At 39.9% G+C, this 23,278-nt stretch carries 22 protein-coding genes; 5 read left to right on the top strand and 17 right to left on the bottom strand.

What is annotated here, in order from left to right; genetic code table 11:
- Window positions 1–4 precede the first annotated feature (4 nt).
- Together POF52_RS02485 and POF52_RS02480 are read right to left on the bottom strand one after the other, a co-directional pair.
- Complete coding sequence (locus tag POF52_RS02485; RefSeq protein WP_013084945.1) at window positions 5–694, bottom strand: CoA transferase subunit A; 690 nt, start codon at window positions 692–694, stop codon at window positions 5–7.
- Between the two features lie 235 nt (window positions 695–929).
- Window positions 930–2,117 (bottom strand): acetyl-CoA C-acetyltransferase, encoded by a 1,188-nt coding sequence (locus POF52_RS02480; RefSeq protein WP_025750457.1) that lies wholly within the window; start codon window positions 2,115–2,117, stop codon window positions 930–932.
- A gap of 177 nt (window positions 2,118–2,294) precedes the next feature.
- On the opposite strand from POF52_RS02480, the gene POF52_RS02475 reads away from it, so the two are divergent.
- Together POF52_RS02475 and POF52_RS02470 are read left to right on the top strand one after the other, a co-directional pair.
- Window positions 2,295–3,191: a hydroxymethylglutaryl-CoA lyase gene (locus tag POF52_RS02475; protein WP_016765512.1), complete on the top strand. Its 897-nt coding sequence runs from the start codon at window positions 2,295–2,297 to the stop codon at window positions 3,189–3,191.
- 68 nt (window positions 3,192–3,259) lie between these two features.
- Entirely contained in the window at window positions 3,260–4,171 is a 912-nt protein-coding gene (locus POF52_RS02470; protein WP_271989532.1) for an alpha/beta hydrolase, read from the top strand.
- On the opposite strand, the gene POF52_RS02465 is transcribed toward POF52_RS02470, so the two are convergent.
- The gene (locus POF52_RS02465; RefSeq protein ID WP_074893507.1) at window positions 4,168–4,506 is read right to left on the bottom strand and encodes an iron-sulfur cluster biosynthesis family protein; all 339 of its coding nucleotides are present in this window, start codon (window positions 4,504–4,506) and stop codon (window positions 4,168–4,170) included. The genes POF52_RS02470 and POF52_RS02465 overlap by 4 nt on opposite strands.
- A gap of 130 nt (window positions 4,507–4,636) precedes the next feature.
- Here POF52_RS02465 and POF52_RS02460 point away from each other — a divergent pair, with 130 nt between their 5' ends.
- Window positions 4,637–4,852: a CDGSH iron-sulfur domain-containing protein gene (locus tag POF52_RS02460; protein WP_013059094.1), complete on the top strand. Its 216-nt coding sequence runs from the start codon at window positions 4,637–4,639 to the stop codon at window positions 4,850–4,852.
- A gap of 73 nt (window positions 4,853–4,925) precedes the next feature.
- On the opposite strand, the gene POF52_RS02455 is transcribed toward POF52_RS02460, so the two are convergent.
- Together POF52_RS02455 and POF52_RS02450 are read right to left on the bottom strand one after the other, a co-directional pair.
- Window positions 4,926–5,720: an SDR family NAD(P)-dependent oxidoreductase gene (locus POF52_RS02455; RefSeq protein ID WP_271989527.1), complete on the bottom strand. Its 795-nt coding sequence runs from the start codon at window positions 5,718–5,720 to the stop codon at window positions 4,926–4,928.
- Between the two features lie 23 nt (window positions 5,721–5,743).
- Window positions 5,744–6,700 carry an MBL fold metallo-hydrolase gene (locus POF52_RS02450; protein WP_271989525.1) on the bottom strand — a complete coding sequence of 319 codons (957 nt, stop codon included), beginning with the start codon at window positions 6,698–6,700 and terminating at the stop codon, window positions 5,744–5,746.
- 268 nt (window positions 6,701–6,968) lie between these two features.
- Here POF52_RS02450 and proI point away from each other — a divergent pair, with 268 nt between their 5' ends.
- Complete coding sequence (gene proI, locus POF52_RS02445; protein WP_271989523.1) at window positions 6,969–7,817, top strand: pyrroline-5-carboxylate reductase ProI; 849 nt, start codon at window positions 6,969–6,971, stop codon at window positions 7,815–7,817.
- A 137-nt stretch (window positions 7,818–7,954) separates the two neighbouring features.
- Window positions 7,955–8,971 carry an NADPH dehydrogenase NamA gene (gene namA, locus POF52_RS02440; RefSeq protein WP_271989521.1) on the top strand — a complete coding sequence of 339 codons (1,017 nt, stop codon included), beginning with the start codon at window positions 7,955–7,957 and terminating at the stop codon, window positions 8,969–8,971.
- A gap of 28 nt (window positions 8,972–8,999) precedes the next feature.
- Here the strand turns inward: namA and rnz are convergent, their stop codons facing one another.
- The 12 genes from rnz to mce form a co-directional block, all read right to left on the bottom strand.
- Window positions 9,000–9,929 carry a ribonuclease Z gene (rnz, locus tag POF52_RS02435; RefSeq protein WP_013084953.1) on the bottom strand — a complete coding sequence of 310 codons (930 nt, stop codon included), beginning with the start codon at window positions 9,927–9,929 and terminating at the stop codon, window positions 9,000–9,002.
- Between the two features lie 68 nt (window positions 9,930–9,997).
- Entirely contained in the window at window positions 9,998–11,356 is a 1,359-nt protein-coding gene (locus POF52_RS02430; RefSeq protein WP_013084954.1) for an aspartate aminotransferase family protein, read from the bottom strand.
- Window positions 11,357–11,449: 93 nt separating this feature from the next.
- The gene (locus POF52_RS02425) at window positions 11,450–12,919 is read right to left on the bottom strand and encodes a CoA-acylating methylmalonate-semialdehyde dehydrogenase (protein WP_028410684.1); all 1,470 of its coding nucleotides are present in this window, start codon (window positions 12,917–12,919) and stop codon (window positions 11,450–11,452) included.
- A 207-nt stretch (window positions 12,920–13,126) separates the two neighbouring features.
- Window positions 13,127–14,758: a PucR family transcriptional regulator gene (locus tag POF52_RS02420; protein ID WP_271989518.1), complete on the bottom strand. Its 1,632-nt coding sequence runs from the start codon at window positions 14,756–14,758 to the stop codon at window positions 13,127–13,129.
- A gap of 139 nt (window positions 14,759–14,897) precedes the next feature.
- Window positions 14,898–15,089 carry a hypothetical protein gene (locus POF52_RS02415; RefSeq protein ID WP_271989516.1) on the bottom strand — a complete coding sequence of 64 codons (192 nt, stop codon included), beginning with the start codon at window positions 15,087–15,089 and terminating at the stop codon, window positions 14,898–14,900.
- A 393-nt stretch (window positions 15,090–15,482) separates the two neighbouring features.
- Window positions 15,483–15,695 (bottom strand): hypothetical protein, encoded by a 213-nt coding sequence (locus POF52_RS02410; RefSeq protein WP_013084958.1) that lies wholly within the window; start codon window positions 15,693–15,695, stop codon window positions 15,483–15,485.
- Between the two features lie 33 nt (window positions 15,696–15,728).
- Window positions 15,729–17,147: a dihydropyrimidinase gene (gene hydA / locus POF52_RS02405; protein WP_271989514.1), complete on the bottom strand. Its 1,419-nt coding sequence runs from the start codon at window positions 17,145–17,147 to the stop codon at window positions 15,729–15,731.
- A 19-nt stretch (window positions 17,148–17,166) separates the two neighbouring features.
- On the bottom strand, window positions 17,167–18,447 hold the full coding sequence (gene preA / locus POF52_RS02400; RefSeq protein WP_271989512.1) for an NAD-dependent dihydropyrimidine dehydrogenase subunit PreA: 1,281 nt from the start codon (window positions 18,445–18,447) through the stop codon (window positions 17,167–17,169).
- A gap of 21 nt (window positions 18,448–18,468) precedes the next feature.
- Window positions 18,469–19,830: an NAD(P)-dependent oxidoreductase gene (locus POF52_RS02395; RefSeq protein ID WP_271989509.1), complete on the bottom strand. Its 1,362-nt coding sequence runs from the start codon at window positions 19,828–19,830 to the stop codon at window positions 18,469–18,471.
- Window positions 19,831–20,055: 225 nt separating this feature from the next.
- Entirely contained in the window at window positions 20,056–21,174 is a 1,119-nt protein-coding gene (locus tag POF52_RS02390; RefSeq protein WP_013084962.1) for a tripeptidase T, read from the bottom strand.
- 25 nt (window positions 21,175–21,199) lie between these two features.
- Window positions 21,200–22,750, bottom strand: a complete 1,551-nt coding sequence (locus POF52_RS02385; RefSeq protein WP_013084963.1) for an acyl-CoA carboxylase subunit beta — start codon at window positions 22,748–22,750, stop codon at window positions 21,200–21,202.
- Entirely contained in the window at window positions 22,743–23,168 is a 426-nt protein-coding gene (mce, locus tag POF52_RS02380) for a methylmalonyl-CoA epimerase (protein ID WP_013084964.1), read from the bottom strand. Before mce ends, POF52_RS02385 begins: the two co-directional genes overlap by 8 nt.
- Window positions 23,169–23,278: the final 110 nt, after the last annotated feature.

Below are 23,278 nucleotides of genomic sequence, written 5' to 3'. Positions count from 1 at the left end.
TTTGTTATTTTTGAACGGTTAAACGCTCAATACGTTTTTCTTGTTCACCAATAATTAACGATTGAACATATACACTAGGTGTGTGGATAATATTTGGATCAAGTGAGCCTGTTGAATGAAGTTCCTCCACTTCTGCTATCGTCACTTTTCCTGCTGCTGCAATCATTGGGCTGAAATTGCGCGCTGTCTTGTTATACACTAAGTTCCCCATATGATCGGCTTTCCAAGCTCTAACCAAACTAAAATCAGCTTTTAACGCCTCTTCTAGTAAATATTCTTTTCCATCAAACACGCGAACTTCTTTTCCTTCAGCAATGGGTGTTCCCACTCCCGCTGGTGTATAAAATGCAGGTATGCCCGCTCCGCCGGCGCGAATCTTTTCAGCTAGCGTGCCTTGAGGTAGCAATTCTACTTCAATTTCTCCTGACAATACTTGTCTTTCAAACTCTTTATTTTCTCCCACGTAAGAACCAATCATCTTTTTAATTTGTTTGTTTTTCAGAAGCAGTCCAAGTCCCCAGTCGTCTACGCCGCAGTTATTTGAAATTACCGTTAAATCTTTTACCCCTGTTTCAACTAACGCTAAAATCAAATTCTCCGGAATTCCACATAAACCAAAACCACCGACCATAATCGTAGCACCGTCGTGAATATCTTTCACCGCTTCTTTAAACGACGTATGTACTTGTTTCATACATAACCACCCCTTCGTTATTTTTGAAAACGCTTTCTAATCTATTATAAAAGATTTTTATTTCTTTTTAAATATATATATAACTGAAAATTATAATTTAATCATTTTTTTGTCAAAAAAGTTATATTACTAGACAAATTAAAGGAAAAACAAAAACGCCACGAGTTCCAAAGCTGTATGTTTGGAATCTGTGGCGTTGTGATATAGCTTTAATGTTTGTTAAAACTATATCAAATTAAGGACGTTCAACGATTGTTGCAACGCCTTGGCCTCCGCCAATACATAACGTTGCTAACCCAAGTTTTGCGTCGCGTTTTTGCATTTCATGAATAAGTGAAACTAGGACACGTGTACCACTTGCACCAATAGGATGTCCAAGCGCAATTGCTCCACCGTTTACATTTAAAATATCATGATTAAATTGAAGTTCACGATCCACAGCGATTGACTGTGCAGCGAATGCTTCGTTCGCTTCTACTAATTGAACATCTTCTAATGAAACAGCAGCTTTTTCCAGCGCCTTTTTCACTGCGCTTACAGGACCGATTCCCATAATGCTTGGGTCTACTCCGGCAGTTGCATTACCTTTAATTGACACTAATGGTGTTAGGCCTAACTCGTCTGCTTTTTTACGGCTCATTACCACTACTGCCGCTGCACCGTCATTGATACCAGATGCATTACCAGCTGTTACAGAACCGTCTTTTTTGAAGGCTGGACGTAGTTTCCCTAAGCTTTCAGCCGTTGTGCCTGCGCGCGGGAACTCATCTTGTTCAAAAATAGTTACTTGACCTTTTCTTCCAGGCACTTCTACTGGTACGATTTCATCTTTAAAACGACCAGATTGAATAGCTGCTTCTGCTTTTTGCTGACTTGAAGCTGCAAACGCATCTTGTTCGTCACGAGTAATTTCATATTTATCACACAGATTTTCAGCTGTAACGCCCATATGGTAGTCGTTAAATGCACACCATAATCCATCTTGAATCATGCTGTCAACTACTTTTTGGTCGCCCATTTTAAACCCGTTGCGTGCATTTTTTAATAAGTATGGTGCTTGGCTCATGTTTTCCATTCCACCAGCAACAATCACATCAGCATCCCCAGCAAGAATCGCTTGTGTAGCGAGATGTACTGCTTTTAGTCCTGATCCGCATACTTTATTGATGGTTAATGCTGAAACAGTTTCAGGTAAACCTGCTGCTAAAGTTGCTTGTCGTGCTGGATTTTGTCCTAAACCTGCTTGTAAGACATTTCCCATAATAACTTCATCTACTTCGTTTGCTGATACCCCTGCTTTGTTTAAAGCTTCTTTAATTACAGTACCACCTAAAGTTGTTGCGGATACATTTTGTAAGCTTCCCCCAAAGCTGCCGATTGCTGTACGTACAGCGCTTACAATGACTACTTCTGTTTGACCCATGTCGAAAACCTCTCCTTACTGTTTGATTACTGTGATTAACTGTCACCTGTATTAATTTCGACATCGCTTGCGAAATTCCTCTTTTTTTGTAAAAATTTATAATTTTTATTGAATTTTAATTTTTTAGAATTAAAATAAATATTAGTAAGCGTTTACAATGTAGGAGGAGAGCGGTTTATGGGATTTCCTGAAAAAGTAACAATTATAGAAGTTGGTCCACGAGATGGCCTTCAAAATGAAAAAAATTTTGTTCCAACTGAAAAAAAAATTAATTTTATCAAAAAATTAAAAGAAGCTGGACTATCCGAAATCGAAATTACATCCTTTGTTTCTCCAAAATGGGTTCCTCAAATGAAAGATGCTTCTACTGTTGCAGATACATTTCAGCCTGATACATGTCGAAACATTGTGCTTGTGCCGAACCAAAAAGGCTTGGAAAAAGCACTGCAAGCTAATTGCCGCTCCGTTGCGCTGTTTATTGGCGTAAGCAATACCTTTAATCAAAAAAATATTAACAAAAACACCAAAGAAGCTGTACAAACGCTGCTTCCTCTCATTCAGCAGCTCAAGCAGCAAGAATGTTTTATTCGAACTTGCATTTCCACCGCCTTTTATTGCCCGTATGAAGGAAAAATACATGAACGCGACGTGCTGGCCCTTTGCGAAAGCTTTGTGGAGGCTGGAGTGAATGAGCTAAGCGTTGCTGATACAATTGGCATGGCAAACCCTAAAGATGTATTTTCACTTTTCTCGAAATTAAAACAAAACTTTCCCCACACGCTACTTGCTGCGCACTTTCACGATACGAGAGGATTAGCCATTGCAAATATCTATGCAGCTCTGCAAGCCGGTATTAACAGGTTCGATTCATCCGCTGGGGGGTTAGGTGGATGTCCATTCGCTAAGGGAGCAACGGGAAACGTAGCTACGGAAGATCTCGTCTTTATGCTTCATGAAATGGATATTTCCACTTCTATTAATGAAGAAAAGCTGCTCGAAGCGGTCGCTTTTATCGCTCCTCACATTTCAAGACCGATTGAAAGCAAGCAATACTCTTTATTTGCACAGCGTTAAAAATTAGGTTTTTATGAGAGCGATGCTATAATAAATAATAGCTATATTAACAAAAGGAGCCGCTAATCATGAAAAAATGGCTATTATTAATAGGAAGTGTTTTCGGAGCATTTGCCGCTCTTGGCATCTTTTTTACAAATCAAATGATGTACATCCGTAAAAAGACCGACAAAGTTATTATTGACCGCGATACGGAAGATGGCTTTTATGATGAGAAAGTCTATAGCACTCTTCCTACAGAAGCATTTGTGCTTCCTTCTTCTCTAGGCTATAACATAGCTGGGACCGTTATTAAACAACACGAAAACAACCGATTTATGATTCTTTCGCACGGAGTTACAGTTCATTCACTGAACTCTATGAAATATGCTCGGCTTTTTCTAAAGCTTGGATGGAACGTCGTTCTTTATGATCATCGCCGCCACGGCAAGTCTGAAGGGAAAACAACGAGCTACGGCTATTATGAAAAACTGGACCTTCAATCCGTTGTTCACTGGGTAAAAAAACAATTCGGTTCAACTATTTCCCTCGGGATTCACGGGGAATCTATGGGAGCTGCGACCACTCTTTTGTATGCTGGAATGGAAGACGGAGCTGATTTTTATATTGTCGACTGCCCTTTTTCTGACTTAGAAGAACTTCTTGCCTATCGCTTAAAACAAGATTTCCACTTACCAAAACAGCTTGTCATGCCAGCAGCTAATATTATTTTAAAATGGCGAGAAGGCTACTCATTTAAAGACGTATCACCTATTTCAGTCGTAGATCAAATCAAACATCCTGTTCTGTTTATCCATAGTAAAGAAGATGATTATATTCTTCCTAAAATGACGGAGCAGCTGCATGCCAAAAAAATGGGAGCAAAACGGATGTATTTAGCACCTGTAGGCACTCATGCCCGCTCGTATGCTGATAATCCAGAGGAATATGAACAAGTTATTGAATCATTTTTAGAAAAAATACAAAAAGAAGCGCTTTAAAGCGCTTCTATTGTTTTATCGATAAATGACATGCGCGGATTTAAAATTTGAGAAGGACATTTTAGCATAAACGCATAGGCACTTTCATTGTAGTCAATCGTCATATTATCATCTAAAAATACTTGCTTTGTTTTTTCGACAAGAACAGGAACAAAATTCGTCTCAATGATTACATCATCGCTCTCTTTTTCATCAACAATCCATAGCGTCGTTACACCGCTCACAACACAGCCGCATCCATCTGTATCGTATTTTAATTTTAAATATAGTGAAGAATCTTTCCCGTACTTTTCTTGTACTTTTGCTATCGCTTTATCAGTAAAGGTAATATTCATTTTCCTTTAACTCCTTTTAAACTAATTGTATAAACAAACGAAAATTGCTTATATAATGAGTATAATACACATCTCGCTTTCATTAAACTCTGGCGCTTCATATAGATGTGTACAAAAAGGAGGTTTTTTTATGTCAAAAGTACAAATTAAAGTAATGGATAACGGCTCTTTCCGTGTCACTGGAGACGTTGAATTAATTGATGCAGACGGCAACAAATTTGAAACAAAGCCGACATTTTCACTATGCCGATGTGGCCAGTCGCAAAAGATGCCCTTTTGCGACGGAAATCATAAAGGAAAATTTGACTCTTGTGTGCGCGCTGCAAAAATTTTAGACGAGCAGTAGATTCATAGAAATACAGCCTTACTGAACGAAACCATTAACGAAAAACATTGATAACCTGTGGTTAAAGCACAGGTTATTTTCTATTAAACGCACCCCCTGCCAATTTCTCTACGAGCCCCGGGGCAAGCTGATACATCTTCGAGCCTATATTCATCCACTTAGGCAAGTTGACTTCTCGTTTTGGTTTCCCAATAATATTGACCGTTTTTTCAGCTACATATTGAGGAGTTAACATAAACTTTTCTACACTTTTTTCATAGTTTCCTGATTGATCTGCTATTGAAAAGAAGTTGGTTTGAATAGGACCTGGATTCACTGCCGTTACATAGATATCTGTTTTCGCTAATTCCATTCGCAGGCTGTTGGTAAACCCTAGCACGGCATGTTTAGAAGCTGAATAGCCACTAGATTTAGGCGTCGCAAGTTTGCCTGCTTGAGAAGCAATGTTAATAATATGTCCTTTGTTTTCTTTTAGCATATAAGCTAAAATTTCTTGTGTACATGCAATCAATCCAATAACATTGACTTGAAACATTGAGGCAATTGTCTTAATCGATGCTTCTTTCACTTTTTCAAATACACCAAAGCCTGCATTATTAATCAGGACATCAACACGCTTAATTTCACTCATCATTTTCTGAACGACTCTTTTGACTTCCTCTACGTTCGCTACGTCAGCTTTGTATATGTAAGAGGTAATCCCATATTTTTGACTAATTTGCTCGGCTACTCGGTGCAGCTTTTCTTCTGTACGTGCAAGTAAAACGGGGACGCCCCCTCTTTTGGCCACTTCATAAGCTAAATGCTCTCCAAGACCTCCTGAAGCGCCTGTAATCACGACATGTTGGTTCTTTAACGAGGATTTCAAATATAACACACCTTTTTTATAAGTTAAGAGCACACAGAATAAATAAGCGTACTTTCTTTTTCATGTGTACTGATTTTATTGGCATCTTCTAAAAAATCGAGCTGACCAATTGTTTCAGAAAGAGTTAGCCCTAGTTCTTTTTCGTAAATAGTAGGAAAGAGCTGTTTGCAAATATCAAACGCTGTTTGAGGACGTTCTTTTACCATGCTAAGCACTTTATCCGCTCGGTCGCTCTGCTTTTGTAACCGCTCTTGTACAAGTTCGCGAACATGTAACACTTCATCTCCATGACCTGTATAGATACAGTTTATCTCTAAATCAAGCAGACGCCTTAATGAATGATTATATTGAAGAAGCGTTTTAGGTCGCTCGCCGCTTGGTTTCATAGGAGGTTCAATGAGCGGATTAGATGAAATATGCTTTAACAGTAAATCTCCTCCAATCATAACCTCTGTTCTTTCATTGTATAACGCAATATGGCTTTGAGCATGACCTGGTACTTCAAGTACTTTCCAACTCTCTAGGCCCGGAATGTAATCTCCTTCCTGCACAGAAGTTGTAAGAGAACGATGACATGAATACTTCATTGATGCTTTTAAACGTTTTAAATAAGGGCGAAACCTTTCATCTACGCCGGCTTTCATAAAGTGGTCTTCAAAAAACGCATCGTACCACTCAAAAAAATCTGGATTTTGGGAGATCCAAGGCTGATTTTTCGCATGGCCGACTATGGCGATATCTTTATCAAAAAAATCAAGCATTCCTACGTGATCAGGATGGTGATGAGTTAGGACAACTTGCTTAATATCATCTGGTTTTAATCCTATTTCATTAAGCTTTTCTTTAAATACAGACCACGCCGCCTCCGTTTTAATACCAGCATCGATTAGCGTAACGGTCTGACCTTTTATAACAAAAACATTCACATCTCCTACCGCAAAAGGAGTAGGCAGCACAATTTTATATAATTGCTCATTCATCTGTATTTTTGCTCCTTTACCATCGCATTTTCTTTTAAGTTTACACGATTTTTCCTGTTATTTATACAAATGCATTCGTTTTCTGAAAATTACATTGACATCCTTCTCTTTTTCATTGCATAATGACAGAAATATAGTGAAGTTTTATTCATATCTTTAGATAACTATGCATTTTATAAAGAAGAGATACACAAACACGAACCTTTAACAGATACTGAAATCTCAGTATCTGTTTTCATTGGATAGCAAATGACTGGAGGAACTTTTAATGAAAACGGATTTAAACATCGCCTTTATTGGAGCTGGATCAATGGCTGAAGCTATGATCTCAGGGCTGCTGTCAGATAAAAAGCTTCGCCCCAATCAAATCACCGTAACAAATCATAGCAACGATAAAAGACTTCACGAACTTCGAAACGCCTATGAAATTAACATTACGCGTAATCATGCCTTGTTAATCGAAAAAAGCGATATCGTCGTGCTTGCTATTAAACCAAAAGACGTAGCGGAAAGCATCGATACGATTAAGTTCTATATTCGTCCGCACCACCTCGTTCTCTCTGTTTTAGCAGGTGTATCGACTGCCACAATTGTAAACTTGTTTGACCAAGAAGTAGCGGTTGTAAGAGCTATGCCAAATACATCGGCCTCTATTGGATTATCGGCTACAGCCATTGCACCCGGCAAGTTTGCTACAGCAGAGCATATGAACGTTACTACTGCTTTATTTGAAACGATTGGTACGGTTACAACTGTAGAGGAAGAGCAGCTTCACGCTGTAACAGGACTATCTGGAAGCGGCCCAGCGTATGTCTACTATCTAGTAGAAGCAATGGAAAAAGCAGCTGAAAAACAAGGCTTGGATACGTCAGTGTCAAATGAACTAATTCTTCAAACTCTTATCGGTGCTGCAGAAATGCTGAAACAGTCACCTAAAACGCCAGCCGTACTTCGAAAAGAAGTGATGAGTCCGGGCGGCACAACAGAAGCAGGAATCGAACAGCTTATTTCTCATAACTTCCAAGAAGCCATGATGCAGTGTATTGAACAAGCTACAATTCGCTCCAAATATTTAGGAGATACGATTGACGAAAAAATCTCGAGTAAACGCTCGTAAAGGTTCACCTCTTTCTAAAAAAAGAAAGAGGTTTTTTCATGATTAAAAATGGATAAGCAGATTATGTGAAAGAAAATTCAATGCGGTGATATAATAATTTTTGTTTAGAGTATCGAAATAATTGGAGGTTAAACCGAATGACAACAAAACTATTTTCACCTTATACAGTGAAAGATGTAACATTAAAAAACCGAATTGTGATGTCACCAATGTGCATGTATTCATGCGAAAAGGAAGACGGCGTAATAACTGACTTTCATATGGTTCACTACACAACTCGTGCGGTTGGACAAGTAGGTCTCATTATGGTTGAAGCCTCAGCTGTCGTGCCACAAGGTCGTATTTCAGCTCAAGACTTGGGAATTTGGAATGATGAGCAAAGAGATGGATTAACGAAACTTGTGACACAGCTAAAAGAAAACGGTGCAAAAACGGCCATTCAACTTGCACATGCAGGACGTAAAGCAACTGTTGAAGGCGATATTTATGCTCCTTCCGCTATTGCTTTTGATGATAAAAGTAAAAAACCTGTGGAAATGACCACAGAACAAATTCATGAAACGATTTCTGCTTTTAAAGAAAGCGCTCGACGATCAAAAGAAGCTGGGTTTGATATTATCGAACTTCACGCTGCACACGGTTATTTAGTACATCAATTTCTATCGCCGCTAAGCAATAAACGCAGCGACGAATATGGCGGCAGCGCAGGAAATCGCTATCGTTGCTTAAAGGAAATTATTGAAGCTGTGAAAACAGAGTGGGACGGCCCTTTATTTGTCCGTGTTTCTGCTTCTGACTATACAGAAGGCGGATTAACAGTCGATGATCACGTTGCATTTGCAAAATGGATGAAAGAACAAGGCGTCGACTTAATTGATGTTAGTTCCGGTGCTCTTGTACACGCTCCAATCAACGTATACCCTGGCTATCAAGTGCCGTTTGCAGATAAAATTAAGCAGCAGGCAAATATTGATACAGGCGCAGTTGGATTAATTACAACAGGACGACAAGCAGAAGAGATTTTACAAAGCGAACGCGCTGATTTAATTTTTGTTGCGCGCGAACTTCTGCGTGATCCGTACTTCCCGCGCACGGCGGCAAAAGAACTAAATGAAACAATTTCAGCACCCGTGCAGTACGAACGCGGATGGTAAAAAAAGACGAGGATACCCTCGTCTTTTTTTATGAAATCGTAAACCGTTTCAAGTCTTCTGCTATGTCGGTATTTGGAAAAATTTCTTTTGCTCCTTCTGCTAGCCGGCTGACTGCGTCTCCTTGGTAACGCGAACTAATATGAGATAAAATAAGACGCTCGGCCGATGCTGTTTTAGCGATTTCAGCTGCTTCTTTTGCAGTAGAATGAAAATAGTTGTAAGCAAGCTCCTCGTCTCCCGCTGAAAAAGTAGCTTCATGGACTAAAACACTTGCATGCATAGCAAGCTGAACACTTTGCATGCACTTTCTTGTATCTCCTAAAACCGTGATGACCTTCCCTTTTTTAGGCTCTCCTACAAATTCTTGACCATTGATTATACGCCCATCTTTTAATACTACTTCTTTCCCTTCTTTTAACTGCTGATAATGAGGCCCCGGGGGAATATTCATCTCTTTTAAACGTTGAACGTCCAGTGATCCTGGCAAATCTTTTTCAACAACTCGATACCCATAAGATAAAATGCCATGTTCAAGTTTGCCAAACTCCACTGAAAAAGTTTCATCTTCAAAAATCGTTCCACTTTCACTTTCCTCTTCTATTTCAACAATCTCTAGAGGATATTGCAGATGAGTTTGACTTACAGCCACCGTGACTTCAATAAATTCTTTGATTCCTTTTGGCCCGTATACAGTAAGCAGCGATTCTCCGCCTTGAAACGAACGGCTTCCAAGGAGTCCAGGCAATCCGTAAATATGGTCACCGTGAAGGTGCGTAATAAAAATTTTCTCAATTCGCCTCGGTTTAACGGTTGTATGTAAAATTTGATGCTGAGTTGCTTCTCCACAATCAAAAAGCCACACCGCCCCTCTTTCTTGCAAAAGTTCGAGCGCAAGAGATGAAACATTCCGCTGTTTCGCCGGTACTCCTGCACCCGTTCCTAAAAATAACAATTCCATATTCTACTTCCTCCTTCACACGCACAAAAAGCCTGTAAGTATATTATACAGGCTTTTTGCAAACTTACCTATTTGATGCTGTCAAGCGCATACGTAATAGTAGCTAATAACAGCTCAATATCACTTTCCTCAATGTTGAGAGGCGGCGAGAGCGTGAGAACATTATTATAGCCGGCCACCGTTGCTCCATTTTTCCCAATAATGACTCCTTTGCTTTTGCATTTAGCAACCACTTCATTTACAAGATTAACGTCTAACGGTTCTTTCGTTTGTTTATCAGCTACAAGTTCAATTCCAATTAAAAGCCCTTTACCTCTTACGTCTCCAACGTATGGGTGGCTATCGATAAGCGGCGTTAGCTCACTTAATACGTAAGCTCCGAGCTGTTTAGAACGATTAAAAAGATTTTCTCTCTCCATAATTTCTAAATTCTTTAATGCTAGTGCACATGCAGCTGGACTTCCTCCAAATGTATTAACATGGCGAAAATACTCGTACTGATCGCTATCTTTGAACGCTTCATAAATTTCTTTTTTAACAGCAGTTGCAGAGAGCGGAAGATATGCGCTTGTAATTCCTTTTGCCATGGTAATGATATCTGGTTTTACATCGTAATTCATAAAACCAAAGGCTTCTCCTGTACGTCCAAAGCCGCAAATAACTTCATCTGCAATTAAAAGTGCACCGTGTTTTTCACACGTTTCTTTTACGCCTTTCATATAATTTTGAGGCGGTAAAAGAATTCCTCCTCCTGTAATAATTGGCTCCATAATAACAGCGGCAATCGTTTCACTTAGCTCCCACGTCATAACATTGTCAATATCTTTTACAGATTGAAGCTGTTCTTTGGGTGCATCGTAGTCATCTTGCCCTCGGTACGAATCAGGCGGGGCAACGTGAATAAAGCCAGGGGCAAGCGGTTCATATTTATATTTACGCTGAGCTTGACCCGTTGCTGCTAGTGCGCCCATTGAATTTCCGTGATACCCTCGGTAACGCGAAATAAATTTGTAGCGAGAATGCTCTCCTTTTTGCTGATGGTACTGACGCACAATTTTAAAAGCCGTTTCATTTGCTTCAGATCCGCTATTTGAAAAGAAAATAACATAGTCATCACCTAGCATTTCATTTAGCTTCTCTGCCAGTTTGATAGCAGGTACATGAGATTGAGTGAGTGGAAAATAAGCCAGTTCTTTTAGCTGCTCATAGGCTGCGAGCGCCAATTCATCCCGTCCATACCCGGTATTTACACACCAAAGCCCTGCCATTGCATCTAAATAGCGGTTTCCTTGTTCATCTGTAATCCAAGCACCTTTTGCTTTTGTAGCTACCATCGTTGCATCCGGACTGTATGGTTTCATTCCATGCCATACATACTGCTCATCTTTTGCACGCAGATCTTTTTCATTTTGACTGACCTGTACCATCTTATCCACTCCCAAATCGCTAGCGCGGTATTTTTTTCTGTATGAAAAGACTTCGACAAAATGCCGAAGCCACTTGCCATATTCATCTATATGTTAAAAGTCAAAGCGTGATGTAACCATCTTTTTACGTGTAAAGAAGTTCAAACCGTCTTTGCCGTTGACATGCAAATCTCCGTAAAAAGAATCTTTCCAACCGGAGAATGGGAAGAAGGCCATTGTAGCAGGTACTCCTACGTTAATACCGAGCATACCCGCATCTGCTTCTTCTCTAAATTGACGTACCGCTTTTGCATCTTTTGTATAAATCGTTGCTCCATTTCCAAAACGAGATTTTTCCATATAGCGAAGTGCTTCATCTAATGTGTCAGCGCGAAGCAAGCTTAGTACAGGTGCAAAAATCTCTTCTTTAGCAATGGTCATATCAGGAGTTACGCGGTCAAAAATTGTTGCTCCTAAGAAATTGCCTTCCGTATGTTCATCCATTTCTTTACGTCCGTCACGAATGAGTTCCGCCCCTTCTTTCATGCCAAGTTCAATATAATCCAGCACCTTATCACGGTGCTCTTTTCGAATCACAGGCGTTAGAAGCACTTCATCATCAAAGCCGCTTCCCATAATTAATTCATCTGCTTTTTGCTTTAATTTTGCGACGAATTCATCGCCTTTTTCACCAACCACGACCACGGCGCTGCACGCCATGCATCGCTGGCCGGCACTTCCATAAGCCGAGCTGATAATATGTGATACTGCTTTATCCATATCGCAGTCTGGCATCACAACATGATGATTTTTAGCTCCAGATAAAGCCTGAACTCGTTTCCCTTGAGCTGCAGCTTGTTCGTAAACATATTTTGCTACCGGCTGCGATCCGACGAATGAAATCGCTTTAACTTTTTCATGCTCTATTAATCCGTTCACAACATCGTGTGCCCCGTGCACAATATTTAATAATCCATCCGGTGCTCCTGCTTCTGTAAAAAGTTCAGCAAGTCGCGTTGCTAAAAGCGGCGTTCGCTCAGACGGTTTTAATACAAACGCATTTCCACATACAATGGCAAGAGGGAACATCCAAAGCGGTACCATCATCGGAAAGTTAAAAGGTGTGATGCCGCCAACGACACCCAGTGGAAAACGGAACATCTCAGAATCAATTTCTTCCGCTATGTTATTTAATGATTCCCCCATTAATAAAGTAGGAGCACCCGCGGCAAACTCCACGCATTCAATACCGCGCTGTACTTCACCGTAAGCTTCTTTAAAAGCCTTGCCGTTTTCTTGTACCACTAATTTAGCTAACTCTTCATGATGCTTAACTAGTAAATGCTGAAACGCAAACATTAATCTTGCTCGTTTTGGAGCAGGCACGTTACGCCATGTTTCAAATGTTTTTTGAGCTGTTTCCACCGCATTGGCTACGTCTTCTTTTGTAGAAAGCGGTACTTTTGCAATGACTTCGCCCGTCGATGGATTAATTACCTCTCCAAATTTTCCCCCTGCCGTATCAACCCATTTTCCGCCCACGTAATTTTTTAAAACTTGCGTATCATTATTCACAACTGACATATCGCTTGGCCTCCTCAAAAAATAAGAAATGACAAATCTACCTTTATTATTGAATAAATAAATGGTGGTTGCATTAGACAAAATGTGAAACAACTCTAGATTCTCGTTTCACATTTTGCGCAGTGAACTCGGAGAAAGTATGAACTAAAATGAACATATAGTAAAATCAGCCTCAACATAAAAAAACAGCTGTTTCCAGCTGCTTACTTATCCGTTTATAAATTCCGCGCGCGACTTTTTCATCATAAACAAATATTCATATGCCATAATCATAAACTCAATTGCCAGTCGTTTTTCCGGCTCCATAAAGTCTTCACCCAGCAGCTTTTCTAGTTTTTCGATACGGTGATACAGCGTTTGCCGGACAATGTATAAACGCTTAGCCGTCTCTTGTTTAGATCCGTTGCATGCTAAATAAATTTTTAATGTTTCCATAAGTTTTGCATTATACGTTTCATCATATGTAATAACGGGCTGCAGATATTCAAACACCACTTCCTGTAAGTCTTCATGTTGATGTAAAAGCGAAATAATCCGGTACATATGCAAATCATCATAAAAATGAATAATGGTTTGTTTTTGCAGCATTTCTTGAATCGAAATCGTTTCTTTAGCCGTTTCATAGCTTTTATGCATGCAGTCAAGCTGTTCACAGTATTGGCCAATTCCGATAAAGCTAATGGCGTTCCTCTTTGAATTTTCATCCGATTCATATTGATTCATCCAGCGATGAAGGCTGTTTTCTACTCTCTCTCTCCACGTGCTAACCATTCGTTTGTTCAAAAGAATAAATAATACTTCGCGATTTCGCTCGGAGACTAATAAGTGAAAGCCTTCTTGTTCAAAAATGCTTCGCAAGATCAGCTTAAAATACGTTCGATCAAACTTCTCCCGCCTTTGCCACTTACAGCAAACAACGACACCTCCGCGAATAGGCGAATCTGAACACACTTCGTGCATAGAGTCTTTTATTTGTTCAAGAGTTAACTCTCCGTTCATCCATTTCGTCATCCATTCGGTTTCATCTACTCTTTTTTTCTCTTCGACATACAGGTCCTTCAAAAAATGCTGAGCAAGTGCAGTCGCCGTTCGGTCAACGGTGAGCACTTCAAGTTCTGTTAACGCTTCATTTATAGAAGCAACATATAGCTGAGCATAATCTTGTCCTAATAAATGAATAGGCTGCTCAGTAAAATGCGGACTTTCATTTTCCCTGCTTATATAATGAAGTAGAAGCTGCTGTTTGAGCAAGTCCATCTCAGGAGCAAAGGTAAACAATTCATTTGAAACTTTAAGGCCGACAAGAAGCCCCGTAGATTCATATAAACACTGTAAGATGAGGGCCGGATCATTAACTGTTAACAGCAGCTGATTTAGCCTATGAGAATACTGTTCTAAATCGGAAATCATTTGATAGTGCTGATTAATTAAAAGCGAGTGAACATCTTGCGTAATTTCAACGAACGGAACTTCCTCGTGAAATAAAATAATCGGAAAATCACATTCGTTCGCTTTATCAATTACAATTTGCGGAATCTTAGAAGTATAAGTGCCAAGTTCAATACACAGTCCTGATGCCTTGCAAGAAATTAATTGCTGAAGAAATGATAAACAAGATTGAGAATCTTCTCCCCAGCCTACCCCTGTTGATAAAATGAGCTCGTTTCCTTTTAGCAGCTCATTAATGCGCGTCACTTCTATCACGTGCACCCACTTAACAGAATTAGTAAGCCCTCTCTCTCCAGCTATTACTTCACAGTTTACAAAATGTTTCCTTGTTAAAATCTCTGTTACTGTTAAATATGATTTCAAGTCAACACCGCCCCTAGCGAATTTCACATCATGTCTCCTGGATCATTAACGCGTATTTCGCATATGTGTAGAACAAAAGCTATATCTTCTTACATTATATTAAATATTTAGAAGAAATAAAATATTTAATGAAAGAAACGAAAAAAGCTGTAACGATAATGGATCGTTACAGCTTCTGAGCTGTTTGCTGTAATTTATTAAAAAAACCTTCGCGTTTAACCGCTTGTTCTTTAATTCGGTGAATTTCTTTTTTATAAAAACGCAAATCTTGTAGTGACACTGCATTTAACATTTCCATTTTTAATTTATCAATAATTTTTGTTTCTTCCTGTGTCATACACTGCATAGCTTGATCCATCCGTGTCACACCCTTTTCGTATTTAATAGATTTAGTTTGAAAACGTTCTACTATAATATTTACTACAACTTACTAGATAACTAAACCTTTTCTCTTTCGATGTAAACGAAATGTAACAACTGTAATACAGTCAATGGATAATATCTAGTTATTTTGTTTCACATCCAAAACGAAAAAAACACAAAAACGGATCACTTTTGTCAGCCAATATAATAAAAAACTTATAGGGATTAGTAAACAAATAAAGAGATTGAAACATAATTAAAATTCCAATCAACAGCTAGAAGCACCTACGTACATGAAACCTACGTTCACCCTGCCAATAAAAAAATCCGAACGATTCATCGTTCGGATCTTCCTTCAGCTAAAATAATTTTGTCCCAGCCTCCGTTTTTATACTTGTTGAATCAGTACGGATGAAAAATATTTTCTGGCATCCGCCGTCAATATATGAAGGGTTTCTTGTTCGGTTTGGTTATTTTCGGTGCGTTCAAACGTCACAAATGCCCCGCTTAGATTCTCCGTTACGGCTGTTATTTTAAATCCTTTTTGCAGCAAAAAATCAATCTTTTCTCGCTCTGCCATATATTCATGGTAACTTGACATTTCCCTGCCCCCGATCTATTTCTTCATCTGTTTTTATAACATTAATTTTTCAGCTTCGTTAGCCGTGTTTAACTCATTAAACTTTGCTCGTTTTGTAAATTGTCCGTAGCCTTTTTGACCGACAAACTGCTTATCTTTCACGACAAATTCCCCGCGGCAAAGTACTGAAACCGGCTCACCCGTGACTTTCATTCCCTCAAATGCGCTATAATCGACTGCCATATGATGCGTGTTTGCTGAAATCGTACGTTCAACAGAAGGGTCAAATATAAGCAGATCCGCGTCTGCGCCAACCGCTATTGTTCCTTTTTTCGGGTACAGTCCGAACAGCTTAGCAATTTTTGTTGATGTTATATCTACAAACTGATTGATATTAATTCGTTTCTTCACTACTCCTTCTGAAAATAAAATACTCATGCGATCCTCGATAATAGGGCCTCCGTTTGGAATTTTCGTAAAATCTCCTTTTCCCAGATCTTTTTGACCGTTAAAATCAAACGAACACTGATCTGATCCAATCGTTTGCAAGTCGCCATTACGCAGAGCATTCCACAAAACATCTTGGTTCCATTTTTCACGTAAAGGCGGCGACCATACGTATTTTGCTCCTTCAAAATTCGTTTTTTCTAAATAGGTTTGGTCAAGCGTCAAATACTGCGGACACGTTTCGCCCCAGATATTTACGCCTTTTTCCCTTGCTTCAGCAATCTTTTTAACTGCTTCAGCGCACGACACATGAACAACATAGAGCTGTGAGTCAGCCAGCTCCGTTAGCACCGCGGCTCTTCCCGTAGCTTCTCCTTCTATTTCTGGAGGACGAGTCAGTGCATGATAGATAGGATCGGTTTGTCCTTGTTCTAATGCTTTTGCCGTTAAATACTCAATAACATCTCCATTTTCAGCATGTACCATCACAAGCGCCCCTAATTTTTTAGCTTGCACTAGCGTTTGATAAAGGGTAGCATCGTCTGCTTGAAAAACATTTTTATAGGCCATGAATACTTTAAAAGAAGTAATTCCTTCTTTTTCAATAATCGTAGGAAGCTCATTTAATACATCTTCCGTGATTTCTCCAATCATTAGATGAAAGCTATAATCGATAGCCGCTTTTCCTTTTGATTTCTCATGCCATGTGCCAATCGCTTTTTGCAGCGGTTCGCCTTTATTGGTTAAGCAAAAATCAATAACAGTTGTCGTACCTCCAAAAGCTGCTGCTCTTGTACCTGTTTCAAAGTCATCTTTTGTAACGGTGCCTCCAAACGGCATATCTAAATGAGTATGAGGATCGATGCCTCCTGGAAATATATAGTTGCCTTTTGCATCAATCACTTCACAGCCCTGCTCTTCAAATGCCGAGCCAATTGCCGAAATAACTCCATTTTCAATTAAAATATCGGCTTTATACGTATCTGTTGCTGTGACTACCACACCATTTTTAACGATTTTCTTCATTTCTTCATCCCCTTTGTATTTATACGTCTAATCGCTGTGCAGCCGTCGCTTGTAAAGCAGCTTGGCGTTCATTCCACGTCATTGGAGGCTGTTCATTCGGTAATTCAACCATGGATATAGCCCCGTCCACCGGACATACAATCGAACATAAATTACAGCCTACACAATCTTCTTCTCTTACTTTTAAATAAGATTTCCCTGAAGGGTCTTTCAGCATATCAATACATTGGTGAGAAGTATCTTCACAAGAAATATGACATTTATTGCAGTTAATACACGTATCCGGATCGATGCGAGCCACTACTTTATAATTGAGATCTAAGTTGCCCCAATCGGAATATTTTGAAACGGCTTTCCCTACAATATCACTTACTTTTTTGATTCCTCTTTCATCCAAATAATAATTGAGACCTTGAATCATATCCTCTACAATGCGGAACCCGTGATGCATAGCAGCTGTACATACTTGCACACCTGTAGCACCCATGAGCATAAATTCGACGGCTTCTTGCCAGTTCGAAACGCCTCCCATACCTGATATTGGAACGTTAATAAACGGACTTCTCGCACATTCAGCAACCATGTTTAATGCAATCGGCTTAACAGCCGGGCCGCAATAACCTCCGTGAGCGCCTTTTCCTGCTACGTGTGGAATCGTATTCCATGAATGAATGTCTACTCCTGCTAAACTATTAATAGTGTTAATCATGCTCACAGCGTCAGCACCGCCTCGAACCGCTGCTTCTGCTGTAACGGTGATATCTGTGATATTTGGGGTTAATTTAACAATGACCGGCGTTTGGGCAACTTCTTTAGCCCAATACGTTTGTTTTTCAACCAAATCAGGGACTTGCCCAGAGGCAGCACCCATCCCTCGTTCTGCCATTCCATGCGGACACCCAAAGTTCAGCTCTAATCCATCCACTCCTACGTCTTCTACTTTTTTGACAATTTCATGCCATTTTTCTTGCTGAGGCTCTACCATAAGAGAGGCAATAATTGCGTGGTTAGGAAACTTCTTTTTCGTTTCATAGATTTCCTTCAAATTAACTTCAAGAGGACGATCGGTGATTAACTCAATATTATTAAAGCCGGCTACGCGCTGACCGTTGAAGCCAACGGCAGCAAATCGTGAGGAAACATTTAAAATCGGATCACCAAGCGTTTTCCAAACTGCGCCTCCCCATCCTGCTTCAAATGCACGCTGCACTTGATAACCTGAATTGGTTGGCGGTGCGGATGCCAGCCAAAACGGATTTGGTGATTGAATACCTGCTAAATTTGTTGTTAAATCTGCCATAGATTTCTCCTCCTCCTGATTTTAAGCTGTTTCCATTGTTTCTTTTGTTAACTGCATATGAATATTTAACGCCGTTTGTTTTCCTTGCTGAGCAGCGGTCACAACCATTGCTTCTCCTTGCCCTTTACCAAAAATAACGTCTCCGCAAGCAAATACTTTTGGATTTGATGTTTGAAACGTCTCTTGATTAATTAAGACAACTCCGTCTTCATGATGCAGCTGAAATTGTTGAATCAAAGACAGGTACCGTTCTTGACCAATTGCTTTAACAACAGCATCGACTGGAATGGTAAACGTTGAACCTTCAACAGGAACAGGCTTTCTTCGGCCGTCTGCAGCTGGATCTGTTAGAGTCATTTTTACACATTCAATCCCGCTCACCTTACCATTTTCATCTCCAATAATTCGTATAGGAGCCGTTAACCAGCGGAATTCAACACCATCTTGTTTCGCAAATTCAAATTCAAAATCATAAGCCGTCATTTCTTCTCGTGTACGACGGTATAAAATTTGAACATTTTCAGCCCCCAAGCGCACGGAACACGTAGCACCATCAATCGCAGTATTTCCCGCACCAATGACGGCAACACGCTTACCCACAAATTCTGTTGATAACGCTTCTGACTTCGTTTTTTTCACAAAATCAATCGCATCATACACACCGTCTAGCTCTTCACCTTCGACATGTAGAGAAGGCACCTTGCTCATACCAATAGCTAATACAACCGTGTCATACGACTGCAGCAATTCGCTTGGAAGAATATCTTCTCCAATTCTTACGTTTGTTTTAATTTTTACATCTAAATTTTTCACTTGTTCAACTTCCCAGAATGAAATCGCTTGAGGAAGACGAAACGACACGATTCCATATGTATTTAACCCTCCTGCTTGTTTTTCCGCTTCAAAAATGGTTACGTCATACCCAAATCGGGCCAGTTCTCTTGCTGCAGAGAGACCAGCCGGACCTCCCCCAACAATTGCTACCTTTTTGCCGTTTGCTTTTCCTTTCTCAAACAGCACCTGTTCATTTTGAATAGCCCAATCCGTTGCGTAGCGCTGCAAATCTCCAATCATAATTGGTTTGGTTGAGTGGTTAAGCACACACGCTCCTTCACATAGTTCATCGGTTGGACAAACTCTCGAACAGCTTGCTCCTACGGGATTAGAAGACATAATCGTTTCGGCAGACCCCTTTAAATTGCCTGATGCAATTTTTTTAATAAACGTCGGGATGTCAATTCCTGTAGGGCATGCCTGAATACAGGGTGCATCATAACAGTACAAACATCGATTAGATTCTTCGACCGCTTCTCTATTTGACAACCCTTTTTCTACTTCATTAAAGTTTTGAATGATAGACTGCAAACTTTCCTGTGATCGCATTGCATCAACCTCCCAAGGATATCTGTTGATAAAACTCAAATTGAAAGCGCTTACATATTTTTTATATACGTTATTTTCAACTTCTACTTTGGTAAAATGTATTACTAACTTTATTGTACAAAACGACCGTCTTTTCTTCATTATACATTATGTTAAAAAATTCAGACTATTTACTATTCACTATGTAAAAAGCCTTGCTTTTATATAAAAGCAAGGCTGCAACTATTATTTTGCTACTTCTTTAATAATCGACACTACTAGTTCAGATGTCTTCACCAGTTCTTCTACCGGAATTTTTTCATTTGTTGTATGAATGTCTTCATAACCAACTGCTAAATTTACTGTTGGGATATCAAAGCCTGCGATTACATTTGCATCGCTTCCGCCTCCGCTTTGAAGCAAGCGTGAAGGACGATCGATATTAGCCACGGCTTTTTTAGCAACTTCGACAACATGATCTCCATCACCAAATTTGAAGCCTGGATACATCACTTTAATATCAACTTCTGCACGTCCGCCCATTTCTTGTGCAGCTGTTTCAAACGCTTCTTTCATTTTCGCTACTTGTGCTTCCATTTTTTCTGGAATTAATGAACGAGCTTCTGCTAAAATATCGACGCGGTCACACACGATATTCGTTTGCGTTCCGCCTTCAAAGCGTCCAATATTCGCTGTAGTCTCTTCATCAATACGTCCAAGAGGCATTTTAGAAATGGCTCTTGAAGCAATCGTAATAGCAGAAACGCCTCGTTCAGGAGCTACACCTGCATGAGCTGTTTTTCCATAAATTGTTGCATTTACTTTTGCTTGCGTCGGCGCAGCAACAATAATGTCTCCCACTTTGCCATCGCTATCTAAAGCATAGCCGAATTTTGCCGTTACGAGGCTAGAATCAAGAGCTTTAGCGCCCACTAAGCCAGATTCTTCTCCTACTGTAATAATAAATTCAATTTTGCCGTGCGCGATGTTTTCTTCTTTTAATACGGTGATGGCTTCTAGCATTGCTGCTAAGCCTGCTTTATCATCAGCTCCAAGAATTGTCGTGCCGTCACTTTTAATATAGCCATCTTCAATAGATGGTTTAATACCGTTTCCAGGTACGACTGTATCCATATGAGAAGTAAAGTAGATTGTGTCTACTCCTTCTTTTGTAGCTGGCAGTGTGCAGATTAAGTTGTTGGCTCCGTGGCCCGTTTTTTCTTTGGCATCATCTTCTACTACTTCGACGCCTAATGCGGTAAATTTTTCTTTTAGTACAACAGCAATTTTTTCTTCATGCTTTGTTTCTGAGTCTACTTGTACTAATTCAATAAATAAATCAACGATTCGTTGTTCATTAATCATAATATGTAATCCCTCCAAAAATAACCTACAATGGTATGTTACCATGTTTCTTTGCTGGACGCTCTTCCTTTTTATTGTGCAACATTTCAAGCGCTTGTATTAATTTTATTCGCGTTTCCCGAGGATCAATAACATCATCCACCATTCCAGCGCTTGCCGCTACGTAAGGATTAGCAAATTTCTCGCGATACTGTTCAATTTTTTCGTGTCTTGTTTCATCTGGGTTTTCGCTACCTCGAATGTCGTTTGCAAAGATAATATTTGCGGCACCTTGAGGACCCATAACAGCGATTTCTGCATTCGGCCACGAATACACAAGGTCCGCTCCAATCGATTTACTATTTAAAGCTACGTATGCACCTCCGTACGCCTTTCGCAAAATCACCGTGATCTTCGGAACGGTAGCTTCGGAGTATGCATATAAAATTTTAGCACCATGACGTATAATTCCGCCATGTTCCTGCTTGATACCTGGGAAAAAACCTGTAACATCTTCAAATGTAATAAGTGGGATATTAAATGAATCGCAAAATCGAATAAACCTTGCTGCTTTATCTGAGGAGTTAATATCTAAACTGCCTGCCATTACTTTAGGCTGGTTACACACAAGTCCGACAACTTTTCCATCTATGCGGGCAAAACCAATGACAATATTTCTTGCAAAGTCTTTTTGCACTTCAAAAAATGAGTGTTCGTCCACTACTTGGTGAATGACTTGACGCACATCGTAAGGGCGCACGGCATCAAACGGGACAACGTCTAATAAATCCGGACGATAATGATCAGACTCTGCCTTTGAGGCTAAAGGAGGCTGCTCTTGGCTAGACTGAGGAAGATAGCTTAAGAGCGTTCGTACTTGTTCTAGCACCTCTTGTTCTGTTGCACCTCTAAAATGGGCATTACCGCTAATTTCGTTATGAACAGCTGCTCCTCCAAGATTTTCAGAGGAAATGCTTTCTCCCGTTACCGTTTCAATTACTTTTGGTCCTGTAATGAACATTTGACTTGTTTCTTCTACCATAAAAACAAAGTCCGTAATCGCCGGTGAGTAAACGGCTCCGCCTGCACAAGGACCCATAATAACAGATATTTGAGGCATGACACCCGAATAAATGGCATTTCGATAAAAAATATGACCGTATCCATCAAGAGACATGACGCCCTCTTGAATACGAGCCCCGCCTGAATCATTTAACCCAATAAACGGCACGCCTGTTTTAGCAGCTAAGTCCATTACGTGCGCAATTTTTTTAGCATGCATTTCACCTAACGCGCCTCCGAATACCGTAAAATCTTGCGAAAACAAATAGACTGAGCGACCGTTTATTTTGCCGTAACCTGTTACTACCCCGTCTCCTGGTCCTACTTGATTATTCATACTGAAATCCGCACACCGATGTTCAATAAATGGATTTAATTCAACAAATGTATGTTCATCCAAAAGAATTTCAATTCGTTCGCGTGCCGTTAGTTTCCCTTTATGGTGCTGTTTTTCAATTTTTTCGTCTCCGCCGCCTAACTCGATCTTCCGGCGCTTATCGTACAATTCATTTAATTTATCATAAATGTCAACCATGTTTCTTCTCCTCCTCTAGTGTTTTTTCACAGAGCTCATAAAGAACACCGTTTGCTGACTTTGGATGCAAAAAAGCAATGGATGCTTCCCCTGCGCCTTTTCTCGGAACATCGTCAATCATTTGTACACCCTTTTCCTTTAACTCGTGAATCCGTTCTTCAATCGTGCGCACACCTAAAGCCACATGATGAAGACCTTCACCTCTCTTTTTGATGAACGCGCCGACTGCACTGTCTTCAAAGAGCGGCTCTAATAATTCAATTTTTACGTTGCCACACTGAATAAAAGCAACTTTTACTCCTTGTTCTTCTACTTCTTCTACTTTTAATAGAGACAGTCCTAATACCTTTTCATAAAAAGGGAGGCTGCCTTCAATTGATTTTACAGCTATTCCTATGTGATCAATTCCTTTTATCACTTTCTCACCTCTTTTAAAAAAGCGTTTTCATTTACACATATTCTTGAAAACAAAAGAAATCTCCTGCTGGCGTGTCTACAGAAAGTTGCTTGTCTAAGCAGCGGAAGACA

It is taken from the genome of Priestia sp. AB, from assembly GCF_028369225.1.
Taxonomy (GTDB): domain Bacteria; phylum Bacillota; class Bacilli; order Bacillales; family Bacillaceae_H; genus Priestia; species Priestia megaterium.
This window is presented reverse-complemented; position numbering and strand designations above follow the sequence as displayed.